The sequence below is a fragment of the Allobosea sp. P2_B12 genome (assembly GCF_056404835.1).
On the sequence record NZ_JBFUDG010000003.1, the window covers coordinates 76,590 to 92,668 of the forward strand.

Genomic DNA, 16,079 nt, shown 5'->3' on the forward strand with positions numbered 1-16,079 from the left:
TCAACCCTCCAGCGTGCGGGCTGCGGCATGGATCGCCGTGCGGATGCGGGCATAGGTGGCGCAGCGACAGATGTTGCCGTTCATGGCGAGATCGATGTCGCGATCGCTGGGCTTGCGGTTCTCCTTCAGCAGGGCGACCGCGCTCATCACCTGGCCGGACTGGCAATAGCCGCATTGCGGCACGTCGAGGCTGTCCCAGGCGGCCTGAACCGCCGCGGCCTCCTTGCCCTCCAGCGCCTCGATGGTGATGACCTTGCCCTCGACCGCCGAGACCGGCGTGACGCAGGAGCGCACGGGCTGGCCGTCGATCCAGACCGTGCAGGCGCCGCATTGGGCGACACCGCAGCCGAACTTGGTGCCGGTCAGGCCGAGATTGTCCCTGATCGCCCAGAGCAGGGGCGTGTCGTCGTCGACATCGACGCTGTGCGAGCGTCCATTGATGGTGAGCGTGTGAGCCATGGCTGCCTCGCGGATGAAATGCAGTGTTGAAAGCGGAACGACGCGCCGGCGCGGGGGTTAACTTGCGAACCCTTTCCGGCCTAGCGTCGTGCAGTGGCAGCCCGCCCCGGCCGCCGAATGGACTATTTGGATAAATCCAGTCTAATCGGTATGGTCGCTTAAAGTCTGGAATTCGTCAAGACTGAGAATGAGCACCTCACGAGAATGTTCCCCGGCTCCGCCGGATGAAGCCAGGACCCGCATCGAGCAGATCGCCGATGCGGCGCTGCGGCGTTTCGGGCGCTATGGCTTCAAGCGCAGTTCGATGGAGGACATCGCGCGCGAGGCGGGCCTCGCCAAGGCGACGATCTACCTGCATTTCAAAGGCAAGGACGACGTCTTCCGGGCGATGATCGAGCGCTTCGGGGCGCAGATCGACGCGCGTTGCGCTGCAGTGATGGCGCGGCCCCTGCCTTTTCCCGAAAAGCTCGCGGCGCTGATGCTGGCGCATTTCGCGACTGGCTACGCCGCCTTCGGCGATGGCGAGCACCTGCAGGAACTCAAGGCCCTGATGGCCAGCATCGCGCTGCGCGAATTGCAGGCGCTGGAGCGGATCTTCACCGTGAACGCGACGGCGCTGCTGACGCAGGCCGCAGCGGCGGGCGAGATTTCACTGGGATCGCTCGAGCCGATCGGAATCGTCGAGACGCTGGCCCGAGCCGCCATCGGCGCGAAAATGGGGACGCCGCCCTCGCCGGAGACCTATGAGGCCAGGCTGCGCTTGGCGGCGGCGGTTGCCGCGCAGGCGGTGGCGAAGCGGTAGCTGACTGTCATCCTATCGGTTGACGATTTCTGCCGATCGGATTACATTCTCTCATGATCAAGAGCTTCCGGAACAAGGCATTAGCGGTGCTGTGGGAGACCGGGAAAACCGCGAAGATCGATGCCAAGATGCAGCGTCGCATCCTTGCCCGACTGACGAGCCTGGACGCCGCGGGAAAGCCGGAAGACATGAATATCGTCGGGTACGATTTCCACGCCCTGCGTGGGTTCGACCCCACACGCTATACCGTCCACATCAACGGGCCGTGGCGCATCACCTTCGAGTTTTCGGACGGAGACGCCCATCGTGTCGATTTCGAGCAGTATCACTAGATGATCGAGGGGCTGAACCCATGACCGACATCGTCGTCCATCGTAACCCGACAGAGCGGGCGCCGCTTCACCCCGGAGCCGTTCTCGACGATATCATTCCCGATGTCGGGAAGAGCAAGACCGAGATTGCCAGCTTGCTCGGCATCTCCCGCCAGTACCTCTATGCGGTACTCGACGGGAAAAAGCCGCTATCGCCGGCCATGGCGGCCCGGATCGCGAAGGCCTTTGGGGGCAGCACCGCGTCATGGCTGCGGATGCAGGCAGCCTATGACGCCTGGCACGCCGAGCGAGACGTCGATGTCTCGCATATTCCCGTGCTGACAGCCGCCTGAGGGCGCCCCTCCTCAGCCCTCCTTCGCCCGCACCGCGCCGAGCGCGGCCTGCGCCGCCGCAAGCCTGGCGATCGGCACGCGGAAGGGCGAGCAGGAGACATAGTCGAGCCCGACGCTCTCGCAGAAGCCGATCGAGGCCGGATCGCCGCCATGCTCGCCGCAGATGCCGAGCTTGATGTCGGGACGGGCCTTGCGGCCGCGCTCGACGGCGATCTTCACGAGTTCGCCAACGCCCTCCTGATCGATGGTGACGAAGGGATCGGCAGCGAGGATGCCCTTGGCCGTGTAGGAGCCGAGGAAGGAGCCCGCGTCGTCGCGGCTGATGCCGAGCGTGGTCTGCGTCAGGTCGTTGGTGCCGAAGGAGAAGAACTCGGCCGTGCCGGCGATCTCCTCCGCCAGCAGGCAGGCTCGCGGCAACTCGATCATGGTCCCGACCTGATAGGTCAGAGCGACGCCGCTCTCAGCCATCACCGCCTTGGCCATCGCGTCGATGCCGGCCTTGACCAGGTCGAACTCCGGCACGCCCATCACCAGCGGGATCATGACCTCGGGAATCACCGGCTTGCCGGTTTCCCGGGCCGCGATCACCGCCGCCTCGAAGATGGCGCGAGCCTGCATCTCGGCGATCTCGGGATACGCGATCGCCAGACGGCAACCGCGGAAGCCGAGCATCGGGTTGAACTCGTGCAGCTCGGTGGCGCGGTGCTTCAGCGCCTCGGGCGTCACGCCCAGCGCCTTGGCGACGGCGGCGATCTCGGCCTCGCTATGCGGCAGAAACTCGTGCAGCGGCGGATCGAGCAGCCGGATCGTCACCGGCAGGCCCTGCATGATCGTAAAGAGCTGGACGAAGTCCTGGCGCTGCATCGGCAGGAGCCTGGCGAGCGCAGCGCGGCGGCCCTTGTCGTCGCTGGCGAGGATCATTTCGCGCACCGACTGGATGCGGTCCTCCTCGAAGAACATGTGCTCGGTGCGGCAAAGACCGATGCCCTCGGCGCCGAATTCGCGCGCGGTGCGGGCGTCCTCCGGCGTCTCGGCATTGGCGCGGACCTTGAGGCGGCGAACCTTGTCGGCCCAGCCCATCAGCGTGCCGAACTCGCCCGAAAGCTCGGGCTGCTGCATCTTGATCTCGCCGATCATCACCTGGCCGGCGGCGCCGTCGATGGTGATGAAATCGCCGGCCTTCAGCGTGGTCGGGCCGACGCTCATTGTGCCCTTGGCATAATCGACGCGGATCTGGCCGGCGCCCGAGACGCAGGGCTTGCCCATGCCGCGCGCCACGACGGCCGCATGCGAGGTCATACCGCCGCGCGTGGTCAGGATGCCTTCGGCGGCGTGCATGCCGTGGATGTCCTCCGGCGAGGTCTCGACGCGCACGAGAATAACCTTGCGGCCGGCCTTCTTCGCAGCTTCCGCGTCGTCGGAATTGAAGACGATCTCGCCTGCGGCGGCGCCCGGCGAGGCCGGCAGGCCGGTCGTCAGGACGCGGCGCTCGGCCTTGGGATCGATCATCGGATGCAGCAACTGGTCGAGCGCGCCGGGCTCGACGCGGCCGACGGCCTCTTCTTCGGTGATCAGGCCTTCCTTGGCGAGTTCGACCGCGATCCTGAGCGCTGCCTTGGCGGTACGCTTGCCGGACCTCGTCTGCAGCATCCAGAGCTTGCCCTCCTGGATGGTGAACTCCATGTCCTGCATGTCGCGATAGTGCTTTTCGAGGACGCCGTAGATGCGCACGAGCTCGGCATAGGCCTCCGGCATCTCGCGTTCCATCGAGGGCTTGTCTGAGCCGGCTTCCTTGCGGGCGATCTCGGTGATGTCCTGCGGCGTGCGGATGCCGGCGACGACGTCCTCGCCCTGGGCATTGATCAGGAATTCTCCATAGAGCGCGTTCTCGCCGGTCGAGGGATTGCGGGTGAAGGCAACGCCGGTGGCTGAGGTATCGCCCATATTGCCGAACACCATCGACTGGACGTTGACCGCCGTGCCCCAGGCGGCCGGGATGCCGTTGAGTTCGCGATACTTGATCGCGCGCGCATTCATCCAGGAGGAGAAGACGGCGCCGACGGCGCCCCAGAGCTGGGCTTGCGGCTCCTGCGGGAACTCGCTGCCGAGCGCCTTCTTGACGATGTCCTTGTATTTGCTGACCAGCACCTTCCAGTCATCGGCCGAAAGCTCGGTGTCGAGCTGGTAGCCCTTGCGCTCCTTGTAGTCCTCGAGCGCCTCCTCGAAATGGCCGTGATCGACGTCGAGCACGACGTTGGAATACATCGTGACGAAGCGGCGGTAGCTGTCCCAGGCAAAGCGGGCGTCGCCCGAGGCCTTGGCGACCGCCTCGACGGTGACGTCGTTCAGGCCGAGGTTCAGGACGGTGTCCATCATGCCCGGCATCGAAGCGCGGGCGCCCGAGCGCACCGAGACCAGAAGCGGATTGGCCGGGTCGCCGAAGGCCTTGCCGGTCAGCTCGGCCATCTCGGCCAGCGCCGCCTTGGCCTGCGCCTCGAGCTCGGGCGGGAATTGCTTGCCGTTGTCGTAATACCAGGTGCAGACCTCGGTTGTGATGGTGAAGCCGGGCGGCACCGGAAGACCCAGATTGCTCATTTCGGCCAGGTTCGCACCCTTGCCGCCGAGCAGGTTCTTCATGCTCGCCTCACCCTCGGCCTTGCCGTCGCCGAAGGTGTAGACCCATTTCCCACCAGCCATCACATATCCCTCGTCATACAGCCGGTCGCAGCAACGCGACGGCGATCCAAAAGTTTCCGCGAAGCGTCGCCAGCATCAGGTATGCCAGCGACGGGCCCGGCGTGGTCATGCCGAAAAGCGCAGGAACAATCAATTGCGCAAGCGGCTTCGCATCGCGGCCGCGGAGCGACTTGATGCGCGCGGCCGCCACGAATATGGTGGTTGCAGGCGAGACGAGACGCCTCCGGACCCGCGGAAAAGGTCTAACCTGCTCGACAGCGATAAACTGACGCGTCTGCCCCTGTGCAGCCGATTGCGGGTCTTCGGCCTCATGCACTGGAGGCGTCATGTCACATCTTCCCCCATCCCCTGATCTCGACCATCTGCGCAAGCAGGCCAAGCGCCTGCTGCGCGCCGCCCGCGAAGGCACAGGCGAGGCGCTGCAACGCTTCGCCACGACATTGCCGGCGGCCCGCGACCTGTCGCTCGCCGCTCTCGCGCAACACCCGCTGCGGCTGCACGACGCCCAATCGGTCATCGCGCGCGAGCACGGCTTCCGCTCCTGGACCGAGATCAAGCGCTATGTCGAATGGGCCCGCAGCGCCGTCGTCGAGCGGCTATCGCGCTGGCTGGGCTTCGTCTTCGAGGGCCAGGCGCGCGAGCGCGCGCTTGCGCTGCGTATGCTGGGCGAGGAGCCCAGCCTGGTCTCCGGCGATCCCTGGTTGGCTTGCGTCGTCGGCGATGTCGCACGGATCGAGCGCGCGCTCGCGGCCGATCCGGACTTCGCCAACCGGCCCGGCGGGCCTTGGGCCATGCCGCCGCTTGCCGCCATCGCCTCCTCGCAACTGATCCGCGAACCCGGATACGAGGACAGACTGCTTGCGAGCGCGCGCCTGCTGATCGGCCATGGTGCCGATGTGAACGGCCGCTGGATCGATCCGCGCTTCCCGGATGATCCGCTCTCCGTGCTCTATGGCGCGGCCGGACGGACGCATCACGCCGGCATGACCGCGCTGCTGCTCGAAGCGGGGGCGAACCCGAACGACAATGAATCGCTCTATCATTCGGTCGAGAGCAAGGATTTGTCCTGCACCCGGCTGCTGCTCGCCGCGGGCGCGCGCGTCGTCGGAACCAACGCCGTGGCGCGCTCGCTCGACTACGATCGGCCCGAGGCGCTGCAATTGCTGCTGGCGAAGCGCGAAGGGTCCGTCGAGACGCATTGGCTGCATCACGCCATGCTGCGGGGACGCTCGATCGCGTCTATCCGTGCACTGGTCGAGGCCGGCGCCGATCTTTTGGCACGCGACCGGGCCGGGACGAGCGTCTACGCTTTCGCGAGCCGCCTAGGCCGGGAGGACGTGATGGCGCTGCTGCGCGAGCGCGGCAGCGCCGACATCTTGACCTCCGAGGAGGAGTTCGTCGCGGCGTGTGCGCGCGCCGACGAGGCCACGGCGAAAGCAATGCTGCGCACTGCACCGGACATGCTCTCGCGTCTCAGCGAAGCCGAGCTCAAGGCGATGCCCCAGCTCGCCAGCATCGGCCGGACAGAGGGCGTCAGGACGATGCTGGCGCTCGGCTGGCCGCGAGAGGTCAAGGAGGGCTGGCAGGCCACGGCGCTGAACCTCGCGATCTTCGCCGGCGACGCCGCGATGGCGCGGCTGCTGCTGGAACAGGGCGCGGACTGGCGCACGCGCCATGGCTATGGCGACAACGCGCTGGGCACGCTGTCCTTCGCCTCGCAAGCCGACGAGATCGCCGAACCGGCGCCGCGCGACTATCTGGGCTGTGCGGTGGCGCTCGCCGACCATGGCGTGCCGGCGGATGCTTTCCGCAGCTTTGGCTTCCCGGACGAGATCATGGACTGGCTTGAAGGGCAGCGTGCGTCCGAGCTGGAGCTCTCTGAGGGCTGACCTGCCGGGATCGGGCGAGAGCGTCTCAGCGCGCTCTCGCCTTCTTCGGCCAGCGGAGCGGCCAGTTGACGATGCGGTCGGGCACGTCTTCGTCTGGCACGTCGTCCTCGCTGGCGAAGACGCGGCCGCGCACCGCGACGCCGGCCTCGACCACCGTCTCGGGATCGCCCGAGACCAGCGGGTGCCACCAGGGCAGATCGCGCCCCTCCGCGACAAGGCGGTAGGCACAGGTCGGCGGCAGCCACGGCAGCGTGCGCACGTCATGGGGCGTCAGCGTCACGCAGTCCGGCACCTTGGTCGAGCGGTTTTCGTAGTCCTTGCAGCGGCAGGTCTGCGCGTCGAACAGGCGGCAGCCGATATCGGTCGCCAGGATCGCATCGGTATCCTCGTCCTGGAGCTTGACGAGGCAGCAGCGGCCACAACCGTCGCAGAGGGATTCCCATTGCTCGCGGTTCATCGCCTCGAGCGAGGTGGTCAGCCAGAAGGGCTCGTCTGGGTTTCGGTCGCCGGTCATGCCGCCTTATGCGCCGCAGCACGCTGCGAGGGAAGCGTGGGGCGCCCCGTACTGGAATCGCGACCGGCCCGCATCCGCGCGCCGCCTCGCACCGTAACAGCCTTCAGCGTGCCAGAACGGGACAGAAACGCTTGGCCCGGAACCTGCTGTCGATCACCATTGGACCCCGGCCACTGACACCGGGATGAAGAGTCACTATGTAATCCGCCGCCGGGCCGGATTATGTTACCAAGACGGCCAGAGCGCGGCAGGGCCATGTCACCGTCTCGTCGAGGCGGCGACCCTCATCGGGATCGCAGGACGCGATGGAGTTCAGGAAGACAGGCTGGACGACCCGACTGAAGCGCTTTGCGCTGGCTGTCGATGCATGGGTCGGTGCCGGGCTGTGGAGCGTGGCGCGGCGCGCTGGCGACACCTATGAACGCATTCGCAGCTTCACCGACCGCCTCACCGTCAGCGGCGGTCAGCGGCTCGCCGCCGAATTCGCCAGCGAGGGGCTGAATATCGGTATCGTCGGCGCATTCCTCATGCTCTCGCTGGCCATCCCCTCCTTCAACGAGGGGCGCGAAGAGGCCTTGAAGAACCAGGTCTTCGCCGTGACCTTCCTCGATCGCTATGGCGCCGAGCTCGGCCATCGCGGCGCCCGGCATGACGATTCGCTCAAGCTCGAGCAGATGCCGGACCATCTGATCAAGGCCGTGCTGGCGACCGAGGACCGGCGCTTCTACGACCATTTCGGCATCGACATCTTCGGCACGCTGCGCGCCGTGAGCGTGAATGCGCGGGCCTCGGGCGTCGTGCAGGGCGGCTCGTCACTGACGCAGCAGCTCGCCAAGAACCTGTTCCTGACCAATGAGCGCTCGCTCGACCGTAAGATCAAGGAAGCCTTCCTCGCGGTCTGGCTCGAATACCGGCTGACCAAGAACGAGATCCTGAAGCTCTATCTCGACCGCGCCTATATGGGCGGCGGCACCTTCGGGGTCGCGGCGGCGGCGGAGTATTATTTCGGCAAGTCGGTCAAGGACGTCTCGCTGGCGGAAGCCGCGATGCTGGCGGGCCTGTTCAAGGCGCCAACGAAATACGCCCCCCATGTCAACCTGCCTGCCGCACGCGCCCGCGCCAACGACGTCCTCAACGCCATGGTCGATGCCGGCTTCATGACGGCGGGCCAGGTCGACAGCGCCAAGCGCAACCCGGCGACGCCGGTCGACCGGCGGCGCGACTCCAGCCCGGACTACTATCTCGACTGGGCCTTCGAGCAGGTGAAGGGCCTCGCCGACGACGGCAAGATCGGCGCCGACCGGGTGCTGACCGTGAAGACGCCACATGATCCCGCCATCCAGGATCGCGCCGACGAAGCGATCGAGTCGATCCTGCGCCAGCACGGGCCGGGCTACCGGGCCAAGCAGGCGGCGACCGTCGTGATGGACCCCGACGGAGCGGTGCGCGCCATTGTCGGCGGGCGCGACTATGGCGCCAGCCAGTTCAACCGCGCCACCGCGAGCCTCCGGCAGCCGGGCTCGTCGTTCAAGCCCTTCGTCTATGCGACCGCGCTCGCGGCGGGACTCTACAAGCCCAACACGGTCGTCACCGACCGGCCGGTCTGCATCGGCAACTGGTGCCCGAACAATTACGGCCGCTCCTATGCCGGCTCGATGCCGCTGACGGTCGCGCTGGCCAAGTCGATCAATACGATCCCGGTGCAGATGTCGATCGCCATCGGCAAGGCGACAGGCGAGACCCATGAGGCGCGGGCCGCCCGGATCGGCCGGATGAAGATCATCGAGACCAGCCGCGCCATGGGCCTGAACTCGCCACTGACCGATACGGTCTCGCTGCCGATCGGCGCCGCTGAGGTCACGGTGATCGACATGGCCGCGGGGTATTCCGTGTTCGCCAATGGCGGCAAGCGGGCCAAGCCCTATGCGGCAATCGAGATCCACAACTCGCAGGGCGAGCCGATCTACAGGCACGATCGCGACGAGCCCGCCCCCAGGCAGGTGCTCAGCACGCAGGTCGCGCAAGACATGAACTTCATGCTCGCCAAGGTGCCGACCGAGGGCACCGGCCGCCGCGCCGCGCTCGACGGCGTCGTCACCGCCGGCAAGACGGGCACGACCAATGGCTACAAGGACGCCTGGTATGTCGGCTATTCCGGCAATCTCGTCGGCGCGGTCTGGTTCGGCAACGACGATTCCTCCGAAACGGCCAACATGACTGGCGGCTCGCTGCCGGCCATGACCTGGAAGGAAATCATGCAGTTCGCCCATCAGGGGCTGGAGCTGAAGCCGATCCCCGGCGTCGCGCCGCCCGATCCGAAGGCCGCGACCATCGCCAGGGCAAGCCCGCCGGCGAACGCGATCGCTCCGGCGGCCGGGCCGGGAGCCGGCCATATGCCGCGCCAGTCCTTCGAGGTGCTCTCGGCGGTCGGCGCGATGTTCAAGGCGATCGAGCCGGCGCGCACCGCCGGGCCACGGATGCAGGTCGGCATCCGCGAGGTCTCCGCCACGGGCAGCGAAACACGGATTCGGTAGGGTCTCGGCTCGGGCTCGGAACCATGGCGACAGTGTTGACGCGCTCCCACCGGCTGGTTCAACTCCCTCGACCGGCCGCCATCGCAGGGCCGGTTTTGAAAGCAGGGTCGTGCGCGTCTTCCATCTCGCCTATCTGATCACGCTCGGCGCGGGGCTCGGCCTGACGTCGGCCCATTTCGCTGTCGCCGGCCGGCCGCTGCTTGGCATGGCCCAGATCGGCGCCTGGAAGACCTGGCCCCGCAGCGGCGGCCGCGACATCGACCCCTATATGCGCGCCTATCTCGCGCGCGGCGTGCATCTGCCGCTGGGCGCCGGCGAAGGGTTGGAGCTGATCGCCGAGCAGGACGACCAGGGCCGGACGCTCAACGGGCGCTGCCGCTATGCTCTGACCGGATCGACGCCGACGACGCGCGGCTGGACGCTCACCATCACCGACGCGGAGGGGCGCCCGTTCCGCCTGCCGCTCGACCGCAGCGGCTTCACCGATGCCGAAATCGTGCGCGACGAGGCGGGAGTCCTGCGCATCGCCGCCGCGGCGACGCCGCAGGCCGGCAACTGGCTGCCGCTGCCGACGAGCGGGCGCTTCCAGTTCCGCCTGCGGCTCTACGACACGCCGATTGCCACCCAGGCCGCAGAGACGCGGGCTGAGAGCCTGCCGCGCATCGAGCGGACGGACTGCTCATGAGCGCGACCGGTCACGACGTCTCACAAATCCCGCGCGCCGACTCTGCTATTGATCCCCGGCTCGCCCCACGGCGACTGCCCTGGGCAGCGCGGATCACCGCTGCCGCCGGCCGCCTGCTACTGGCGACCATCGCCGGGCTCGTGCTCGCCGCCATCGTCCATATCGTGACGATCCTGCTCATCCCCGTGCTCTCGGCCAGCGACGCCAACACCGCCTACCGCGCGCTCGGAACCGGCGGCCGGGCCGAGCTGATCTCCGCCAGCGACGCGCGCGGCCTGCCCCTGCCCCGCGAGGCCGACCCGGCGACGGTCACGGCGGTCTGCAGCTACGACCTCACGGCCGGACCGATGCGCGTCGTCGCCCGCGCCGGCACGCTGCCACTCGGCCTGACGCTGCACCGGCGCGGCGGCGGCGTTATCTACGCCATCACCGACCGCGCCGCGATCCGCGGCGTCGTCGAGTTCGTGGTGATGACCGAAGAACAGCGCGACGAGCGGATCGCACGCGACGAGGAGGGCGAGGCGGCGCGCGAGTTGCGGGTGGTCTCCGAGACCGATCAGGGGCTGATCGTGGCGCGCGTGCTGGTGCCGCAGCCCTCGGATCGTGCCGACGCGGAGGCCCTGGCGAGCGGCGTCGCCTGCGGCATGGCAGATTGAACCTTCCGAGACGTTGAGGCCTCAGAGACGTCCGAACCGTCAGCCCTTGTAGACGACCGGAGGCTTGGCGCCCTCGCCCCCGCGATCCCCGAAGACGCCGATCAGTGGCATTTTGCAGAGCGGCCCGGCCTCGGCCTCGAACGCCATGATGGCACGTTCGGCGCGGATCGCCTCGCGCGACGGCATTTCGACGACGAGATTGGCGAGCGCGTAGCGGTAGCTCTCGAGCCGGAAGCCGACGCGCTCGCAGACCCAGAGGATCAGGCCCTCATTCTCGACGACGCGCGCATAGGCCGGATCGATCTGCCCCGGCGCGACATGGGGCGAGCCCTCGGCCGTGCGCATCCGCACCCTGTCGGCCGAGACCACCCGCATCGCATTGGCGCGGAACGGCCCGATCAGCAGGCGGTCGGCATTGGCGTCCTCGGCCAAGCGTGAATAGCGCGAGACCTGCGAGGCGAAGGAGCCCGAGGTCAGCGCGTTGAAGTAGTCCGATGCGGCGCTCGACTGCACCTGTACGGGCAGAATCCGGGAATGGGCTAGGTCGGAGACGCGGCCCTGGAAAGTGCTGCGCTCATGGCCGGGCATGATGAAGCGCCAGGCGCGGTCGCGCAGCTGTTCTTCGTCATCGGTCATGCGGAAATGCGAGGCGGCCTCGCCGCGGGCCGTCGCCGACCAGAAGCCGACCTGGGGCGCGACCAACTGGCTGAAGACATCAGGCCGGGGACGGCCGAGATCTCCGGGGCCGGCGCAGGCACCAATCGATAGGCCGATCAGCAACACGGCCAGCCGGCCGCTCCGCCAGAGCGCGGTGCGTGGGCCATCGGCAGCTTCGAACGTCACGCCGGCTGCCTGGCGTTTGTCGCCTTCTTCGGCCGCTTGGGACCGCTGGCCGGCGTCGCCGCCAGGGCGCGCGGCCTGCGTCGCACCGCCGGCTCGGCTGTTGCGGGTTCGGCCTGCCGCTCGTAGCGAACGCCGGTGAAGAACAGTATCGTTGCCGGCTCCTGCCGCGAGGCGGCCGAAGCTTCGGATGGTTGCGCCCGCCGATGTGGCGCAAGAGGGATGACGACGGCCATGATGCGCCTCCGTGTCTTGGCGCCTGGGTTTGGGTCGCGGGAGATCGCTCTTCCGATCAGCATCAGGCCCCGACATGGTTAACGCTCCCTTAAAGCCTCGGGGATTACTCTTGGCCGGCGCCAAGAATCACAGCCGAGTGTCCCATGCCGTCGCGAATCTCCGCCGAACTCGCCCATCTCGCCCGTCTTGCGCGCGATGGCGGGCTCGATCTCAGCCAGGTCTCGCTGCGGGTGAAGGCCGACCTCCTGATGTCGACGCCACATCCGGCGCCTGACGACTTGGCACTCTTCGGCGAGATGGCGACAGCGCTGGTTCCCGGCGTCGACGAGGCAACCGCCGTCATTCTTGCCCGCAAGGTCGCGGGCTGGCGCCACGCGCCGCCTTCGGTACTTGAGGCGTTGCGGGCGCGCGGCGGCGACGTACTCGTGGCGTTGGTGCGGCATGGCATGCCGCTGCACCCGATCGAGTTCGAAGCGCTCGCCGGCCATGACGATTCGGCACTGGCCGGCGCGCTGGGGGAGCGGGCCGATCTCACCGCCACCGCGACTCTGATGCTGGCCGAGCGCGGCGACCGGACGATCGACTTTGCTCTGATGGCCAACACCGCCATCAACCTGCCCCGCACCGCGCTCGACCTGCTGCTCGCCCGCTCGCGCGAGGATGCCGGTTACGCCCATCCGCTGCTGGCCCGCCGCGACATCTCCAGCGCCGAACTGGCGCCGCTCTTCCTGTTTGCAGGGCTCGACCGGCGCCGCGCCATGCTCGATTCGCTGGCGGCGCAGGACTCGCTCAGCCCCTCCGAGCGCCGCCAGCCGGTCTCCCACGACGCCTTCATGGGTTGGCTTGCAATGGCGGCGGACGATCAGAACGGGGCTTTCGGCGCTCTCGCGAGCCATCTTGGCGGCGGGCCGGCCCTCGCCCGCGCGATCGCGGCCGACCACTCGCGCGACCTCGCCGCACTTTCCCTGACCGCGGCCGGCGCGAGCGTCGAGGATGCGACGCGCTTCCTGATCAGGCTCGGCGACGAGGCGGCTCATTCGGTCGAGCGGATCTTCGCCGTGGTCGCCCTGATGCGCTCGGTGCGACCCACGGTGGCGCTGCGGCTGGTGATGCAGGTCAGCGGTACGCCGATGCCGGCAGCGACGCGCAAGGGTCAGTATCAGCCGGCGATGGATCCGAGCGGCACGCCCGCGCGGATCGGCCCGGCACGCCCGGAAAGCGCAACAGCCGATATTCTGCGCAAGCTGGGCGTGAGGCGCGAGCAGGGCTGATCGCGACGCAAGGGCGAGTACGCCCTATTCCGCTATGAGATCGAGCCTTGGGTCGCCCTGCCGGTTCTCGATCTCGACGAGCCAGAGGTCGGAATCGAAGCGCCGCTCGCGTTCGACGCGCTCCTCGACGCTGCCGGGATCGCTGTCGAGAATGAGCTGGAAGCGGCGCACGCCGTCATCCTGCGCCATAGATTGCGGCGCGGGCCCGTAAAGCGCCGCCGTGCCGTCGAGCCGGTCGAGCTTGACGAAGATCGCGCCGGCCTCGGCAGCGCCGCGCCGTCTCAGCACGGCGACGAACCCGTCATGCGCGGCCTGCCTGAGATAGGCGGACACCCAGAACTCGCTGGTGAGACGCGCCATCGCGCGGTTTCAGTTTTCCGCGCTGCGGCGCGGCGAGGCGGATTTCGCCTGGGCGACGCCGCGAACCTCGGCCGGCGGACGGATGTCGGCGCCGTTGATCAGGTCGGCGATCGGATCGCGCGGGGCCGCGGCGCGCGCGGCTGGGGCCGGCGCGGAGGCGGGTGCGGCAGCCGTGCGCGGCACATTGGTCACGGCTGCCGGCGGGCGCACCACGGCGTCGCGGGGCTGCTGCGAGAAGTCGTTGGGGCGAGTCGGCGGCAGCGGGGCCGAAGTCGCCGTGCCCGAGGCGGCGGACGCGGTGACGGGCTGCTCGGCGCGACGCTCGGCATTGCGGGCGGGCGGTGTCTGCGACGGGGCGGAGATCATCGGCGCGGGATGGCGCGCCTTCTGGAAGATCAGCGCATTGGCGAGGATCGCGGCGGAGATGCCGGCGAAGACCACCAGCACGAAGGCGCGGCCAGGTCGACGCGCCGCCAGCCGGGCGATCCGGCCGAACCAGTTCGTCTTGCGGCGTGGCTGCAGAGCCGCGCGCCTGACCGGGGCGGAGAGCGAGGCACTGGAATGGGCGCGGGCGGCGATTGTGGCGGACATGGGGCTCGCTCGTACTCAGGCGGTCAGACGAAAAGGCGCTTTGGTTTCGAAACCCCGACGCGGGGCGCGGGCGAAGGTCGCGATGCTGACGGGCTGGGACGCATCCTCGACCCCGCCGAGCGGCAGCCTGACGGCGACGCGCGTTCCGACACCCGGCGCGCTCTCGATGGTCAGGCGCCCGCCATGCAGCCCGACGAGGCCGCGCACGACGGAGAGGCCGAGGCCCGTCCCCTCATAGGCGCGGTCATAGGAGCCCTTGGCCTGGAAAAAGGGGTCGCCCAGGCGCGGCAGGTCGTTGGCGGAAATGCCGATGCCGGTGTCGGCGACCGACAGGTCGACCATGTCGCCGTCGCGCACGACGGCGAGCACGACGCGGCCGCCGGCCGGCGTGAACTTGATGGCATTGGAGAGCAGGTTGATCATGACCTGCTTCAGCGCGCGGCGGTCGCCCAGCAGGGGGGGCATATCCGGCCCGACGACGCGCTCGACCGCGATCTCCCCGGCCTGCGCCCGCAGCGCCATCAGCGCGCAGCAATCGCGGGTCATCTCGGCGAGATCGAGCGGCTCCTGCTCGATCGTCATGGTGCCGCTCTCGATCTTGGAGATGTCGAGCAACGTGTTGACGACGTCGAGCAGATGATGGCCCGAGCTGTGGATGATCTGGGCGTATTCGAGCCGCTTCTCGGCGTCGAGCTTGAGCTGGCCGTCCGTGGTGAGCATCTCGGAGAAACCGATGATCGCGTTCAGCGGGGTGCGCAGTTCATGGCTGACGGTTGCCAGGAAGCGGCCCTTGACGTCGCTAGCCTTCACCGCCTCGGCATGGCCGCGGGCGCGCTCGTCTTCCAAGGCCCGGCGGGCGGTGATGTCGCGCATCACGCAGACGACGGCGGCGCTGTCGCCGGGGCCGGCGGTCTCGATCCGGTGCGCCTTCATCTCCAGCCAGAGCGAGACGGGGTGCGGCTGCTCTTGATCACCGGGCGGAACGAAGAGGGTGCGAAAGCAGGCGGTCGCGGAGCCGGCACCATGGGCGGCGTCGCTCAGAGCCTTTAGGAAGAGCGGTCGGTCGGCGACGTGAACCCGATCGAACAGGCCGCGCCCATGCAGTTCGCGCGGCTCGGCACCGGCCAGCGAGCGGGCGGCATCATTGGCGAAGACCACGGCGCCGCTGGCATCGTGCCAGGTGACGAGATCGCCGACATGGTCGAGCAGGAGCTGGGCACGCTGGTCGGAGGCGCGATGCTCGCGCAGTTCCTCGCGGCGACGCCGCAGGAAGCCGATAGCCACGACCATGGCCTGCAGGATCGCGACCATGACCAGGGTCGGCATCATGCCATTGGCCCAGGACGCCTGACCGGCGAAGATATCGAGATGATCGAGCAGCATGACGCCTGCGAGCGCGGTCGCCGCGATCGCGCTGGCGCGCGCCACATAATGCCGCGAGCCGAAGAACATCGCTTCGGCCGGCACGGCGGCGAGCCAGAGCAGCAAGGGCGAGGCGGAGCCGCCTGTCATGCCGGAAACGGCGCCGATAAACAGTGCGAGAGCCGCCGCCGACATGCAATGGGCGATGTCGAGGCGGCCGGTGCGGGACAAAACGACCGCAGCAAGCGGCGGCAGGGCGGCTGCCACGATCACCGCGGCCTCAAGCGCGCCGAGGGACCCGCGCCAGGCGAGATAGGCCGGAGCGAGCCCGAGCGCGACCGCGCCGACCAGCAGGCGCGTCAGGATGAAGCGCTCATGGCGCATGCGCTCGAGCGAATTGGGCAGCACGGATGCGTGCACCATCGCCGCCACCTGTGTCCTGACCGCCTGCATCTTCATGAGCAACGCAACGCCTAGCTGCGCGGACCGTGTGCCCGCTTGCCGGCAATCTCGCCCTG

At 68.3% G+C, this 16,079-nt stretch carries 16 protein-coding genes; 8 read left to right on the plus strand and 8 right to left on the minus strand.

The window, feature by feature from the left end:
• Positions 1-459, minus strand: a complete 459-nt coding sequence (locus AC1DYU_RS09215) for a (2Fe-2S)-binding protein (RefSeq protein ID WP_158483780.1) — start codon at positions 457-459, stop codon at positions 1-3.
• A gap of 187 nt (positions 460-646) precedes the next feature.
• On the opposite strand from AC1DYU_RS09215, the gene AC1DYU_RS09220 reads away from it, so the two are divergent.
• From AC1DYU_RS09220 to AC1DYU_RS09230, 3 genes are read left to right on the plus strand one after another with little or no spacing between them, the layout of a single operon-like run.
• Positions 647-1,261, plus strand: a complete 615-nt coding sequence (locus AC1DYU_RS09220; protein ID WP_476791371.1) for a TetR/AcrR family transcriptional regulator — start codon at positions 647-649, stop codon at positions 1,259-1,261.
• 53 nt (positions 1,262-1,314) lie between these two features.
• Positions 1,315-1,593, plus strand: coding sequence for a type II toxin-antitoxin system RelE/ParE family toxin (locus AC1DYU_RS09225; RefSeq protein WP_476791372.1), 279 nt, complete (start codon positions 1,315-1,317; stop codon positions 1,591-1,593).
• A 20-nt stretch (positions 1,594-1,613) separates the two neighbouring features.
• Positions 1,614-1,925 (plus strand): HigA family addiction module antitoxin, encoded by a 312-nt coding sequence (locus AC1DYU_RS09230; protein ID WP_476791373.1) that lies wholly within the window; start codon positions 1,614-1,616, stop codon positions 1,923-1,925.
• A 12-nt stretch (positions 1,926-1,937) separates the two neighbouring features.
• Here the strand turns inward: AC1DYU_RS09230 and ppdK are convergent, their stop codons facing one another.
• Together ppdK and AC1DYU_RS09240 are read right to left on the minus strand one after the other, a co-directional pair.
• Positions 1,938-4,622 (minus strand): pyruvate, phosphate dikinase, encoded by a 2,685-nt coding sequence (gene ppdK, locus AC1DYU_RS09235; protein ID WP_476791374.1) that lies wholly within the window; start codon positions 4,620-4,622, stop codon positions 1,938-1,940.
• Between the two features lie 13 nt (positions 4,623-4,635).
• Positions 4,636-4,950, minus strand: coding sequence for a hypothetical protein (locus AC1DYU_RS09240; RefSeq protein WP_158483785.1), 315 nt, complete (start codon positions 4,948-4,950; stop codon positions 4,636-4,638).
• Here AC1DYU_RS09240 and AC1DYU_RS09245 point away from each other — a divergent pair.
• The gene (locus tag AC1DYU_RS09245) at positions 4,949-6,511 is read left to right on the plus strand and encodes an ankyrin repeat domain-containing protein (protein WP_476791375.1); all 1,563 of its coding nucleotides are present in this window, start codon (positions 4,949-4,951) and stop codon (positions 6,509-6,511) included. The two genes, AC1DYU_RS09240 and AC1DYU_RS09245, sit on opposite strands and share 2 nt — an antisense overlap.
• A gap of 25 nt (positions 6,512-6,536) precedes the next feature.
• Here AC1DYU_RS09245 and AC1DYU_RS09250 read toward each other — a convergent pair whose 3' ends face one another.
• The gene (locus AC1DYU_RS09250; RefSeq protein ID WP_476791376.1) at positions 6,537-7,025 is read right to left on the minus strand and encodes a YcgN family cysteine cluster protein; all 489 of its coding nucleotides are present in this window, start codon (positions 7,023-7,025) and stop codon (positions 6,537-6,539) included.
• A gap of 305 nt (positions 7,026-7,330) precedes the next feature.
• Here AC1DYU_RS09250 and AC1DYU_RS09255 point away from each other — a divergent pair, with 305 nt between their 5' ends.
• The 3 genes from AC1DYU_RS09255 to AC1DYU_RS09265 all read left to right on the plus strand — a co-directional run bounded on the left by AC1DYU_RS09255 (position 7,331) and on the right by AC1DYU_RS09265 (position 10,900).
• Entirely contained in the window at positions 7,331-9,559 is a 2,229-nt protein-coding gene (locus AC1DYU_RS09255; RefSeq protein ID WP_476791377.1) for a transglycosylase domain-containing protein, read from the plus strand.
• A gap of 109 nt (positions 9,560-9,668) precedes the next feature.
• Positions 9,669-10,244 (plus strand): DUF1214 domain-containing protein, encoded by a 576-nt coding sequence (locus AC1DYU_RS09260; RefSeq protein ID WP_476791378.1) that lies wholly within the window; start codon positions 9,669-9,671, stop codon positions 10,242-10,244.
• On the plus strand, positions 10,241-10,900 hold the full coding sequence (locus AC1DYU_RS09265) for a DUF1254 domain-containing protein (RefSeq protein WP_476791379.1): 660 nt from the start codon (positions 10,241-10,243) through the stop codon (positions 10,898-10,900). The genes AC1DYU_RS09260 and AC1DYU_RS09265 overlap by 4 nt, the downstream gene beginning before the upstream one ends.
• Before the next feature lie 39 nt (positions 10,901-10,939).
• Here AC1DYU_RS09265 and AC1DYU_RS09270 read toward each other — a convergent pair whose 3' ends face one another.
• Positions 10,940-11,743, minus strand: a complete 804-nt coding sequence (locus AC1DYU_RS09270; RefSeq protein WP_476791380.1) for a hypothetical protein — start codon at positions 11,741-11,743, stop codon at positions 10,940-10,942.
• Positions 11,744-12,120: 377 nt separating this feature from the next.
• Here AC1DYU_RS09270 and AC1DYU_RS09275 point away from each other — a divergent pair, with 377 nt between their 5' ends.
• On the plus strand, positions 12,121-13,248 hold the full coding sequence (locus AC1DYU_RS09275; RefSeq protein WP_476791381.1) for a hypothetical protein: 1,128 nt from the start codon (positions 12,121-12,123) through the stop codon (positions 13,246-13,248).
• Positions 13,249-13,272: 24 nt separating this feature from the next.
• Here AC1DYU_RS09275 and AC1DYU_RS09280 read toward each other — a convergent pair whose 3' ends face one another.
• The 3 genes from AC1DYU_RS09280 to AC1DYU_RS09290 are packed head-to-tail and all read right to left on the minus strand — an operon-like array spanning position 13,273 to position 16,020.
• Positions 13,273-13,608, minus strand: coding sequence for a DUF1491 family protein (locus AC1DYU_RS09280; RefSeq protein ID WP_158483794.1), 336 nt, complete (start codon positions 13,606-13,608; stop codon positions 13,273-13,275).
• Between the two features lie 9 nt (positions 13,609-13,617).
• Positions 13,618-14,199: a hypothetical protein gene (locus AC1DYU_RS09285; RefSeq protein ID WP_158483795.1), complete on the minus strand. Its 582-nt coding sequence runs from the start codon at positions 14,197-14,199 to the stop codon at positions 13,618-13,620.
• Between the two features lie 15 nt (positions 14,200-14,214).
• Entirely contained in the window at positions 14,215-16,020 is a 1,806-nt protein-coding gene (locus AC1DYU_RS09290; protein WP_158483796.1) for a sensor histidine kinase, read from the minus strand.
• Positions 16,021-16,079 lie beyond the last annotated feature (59 nt).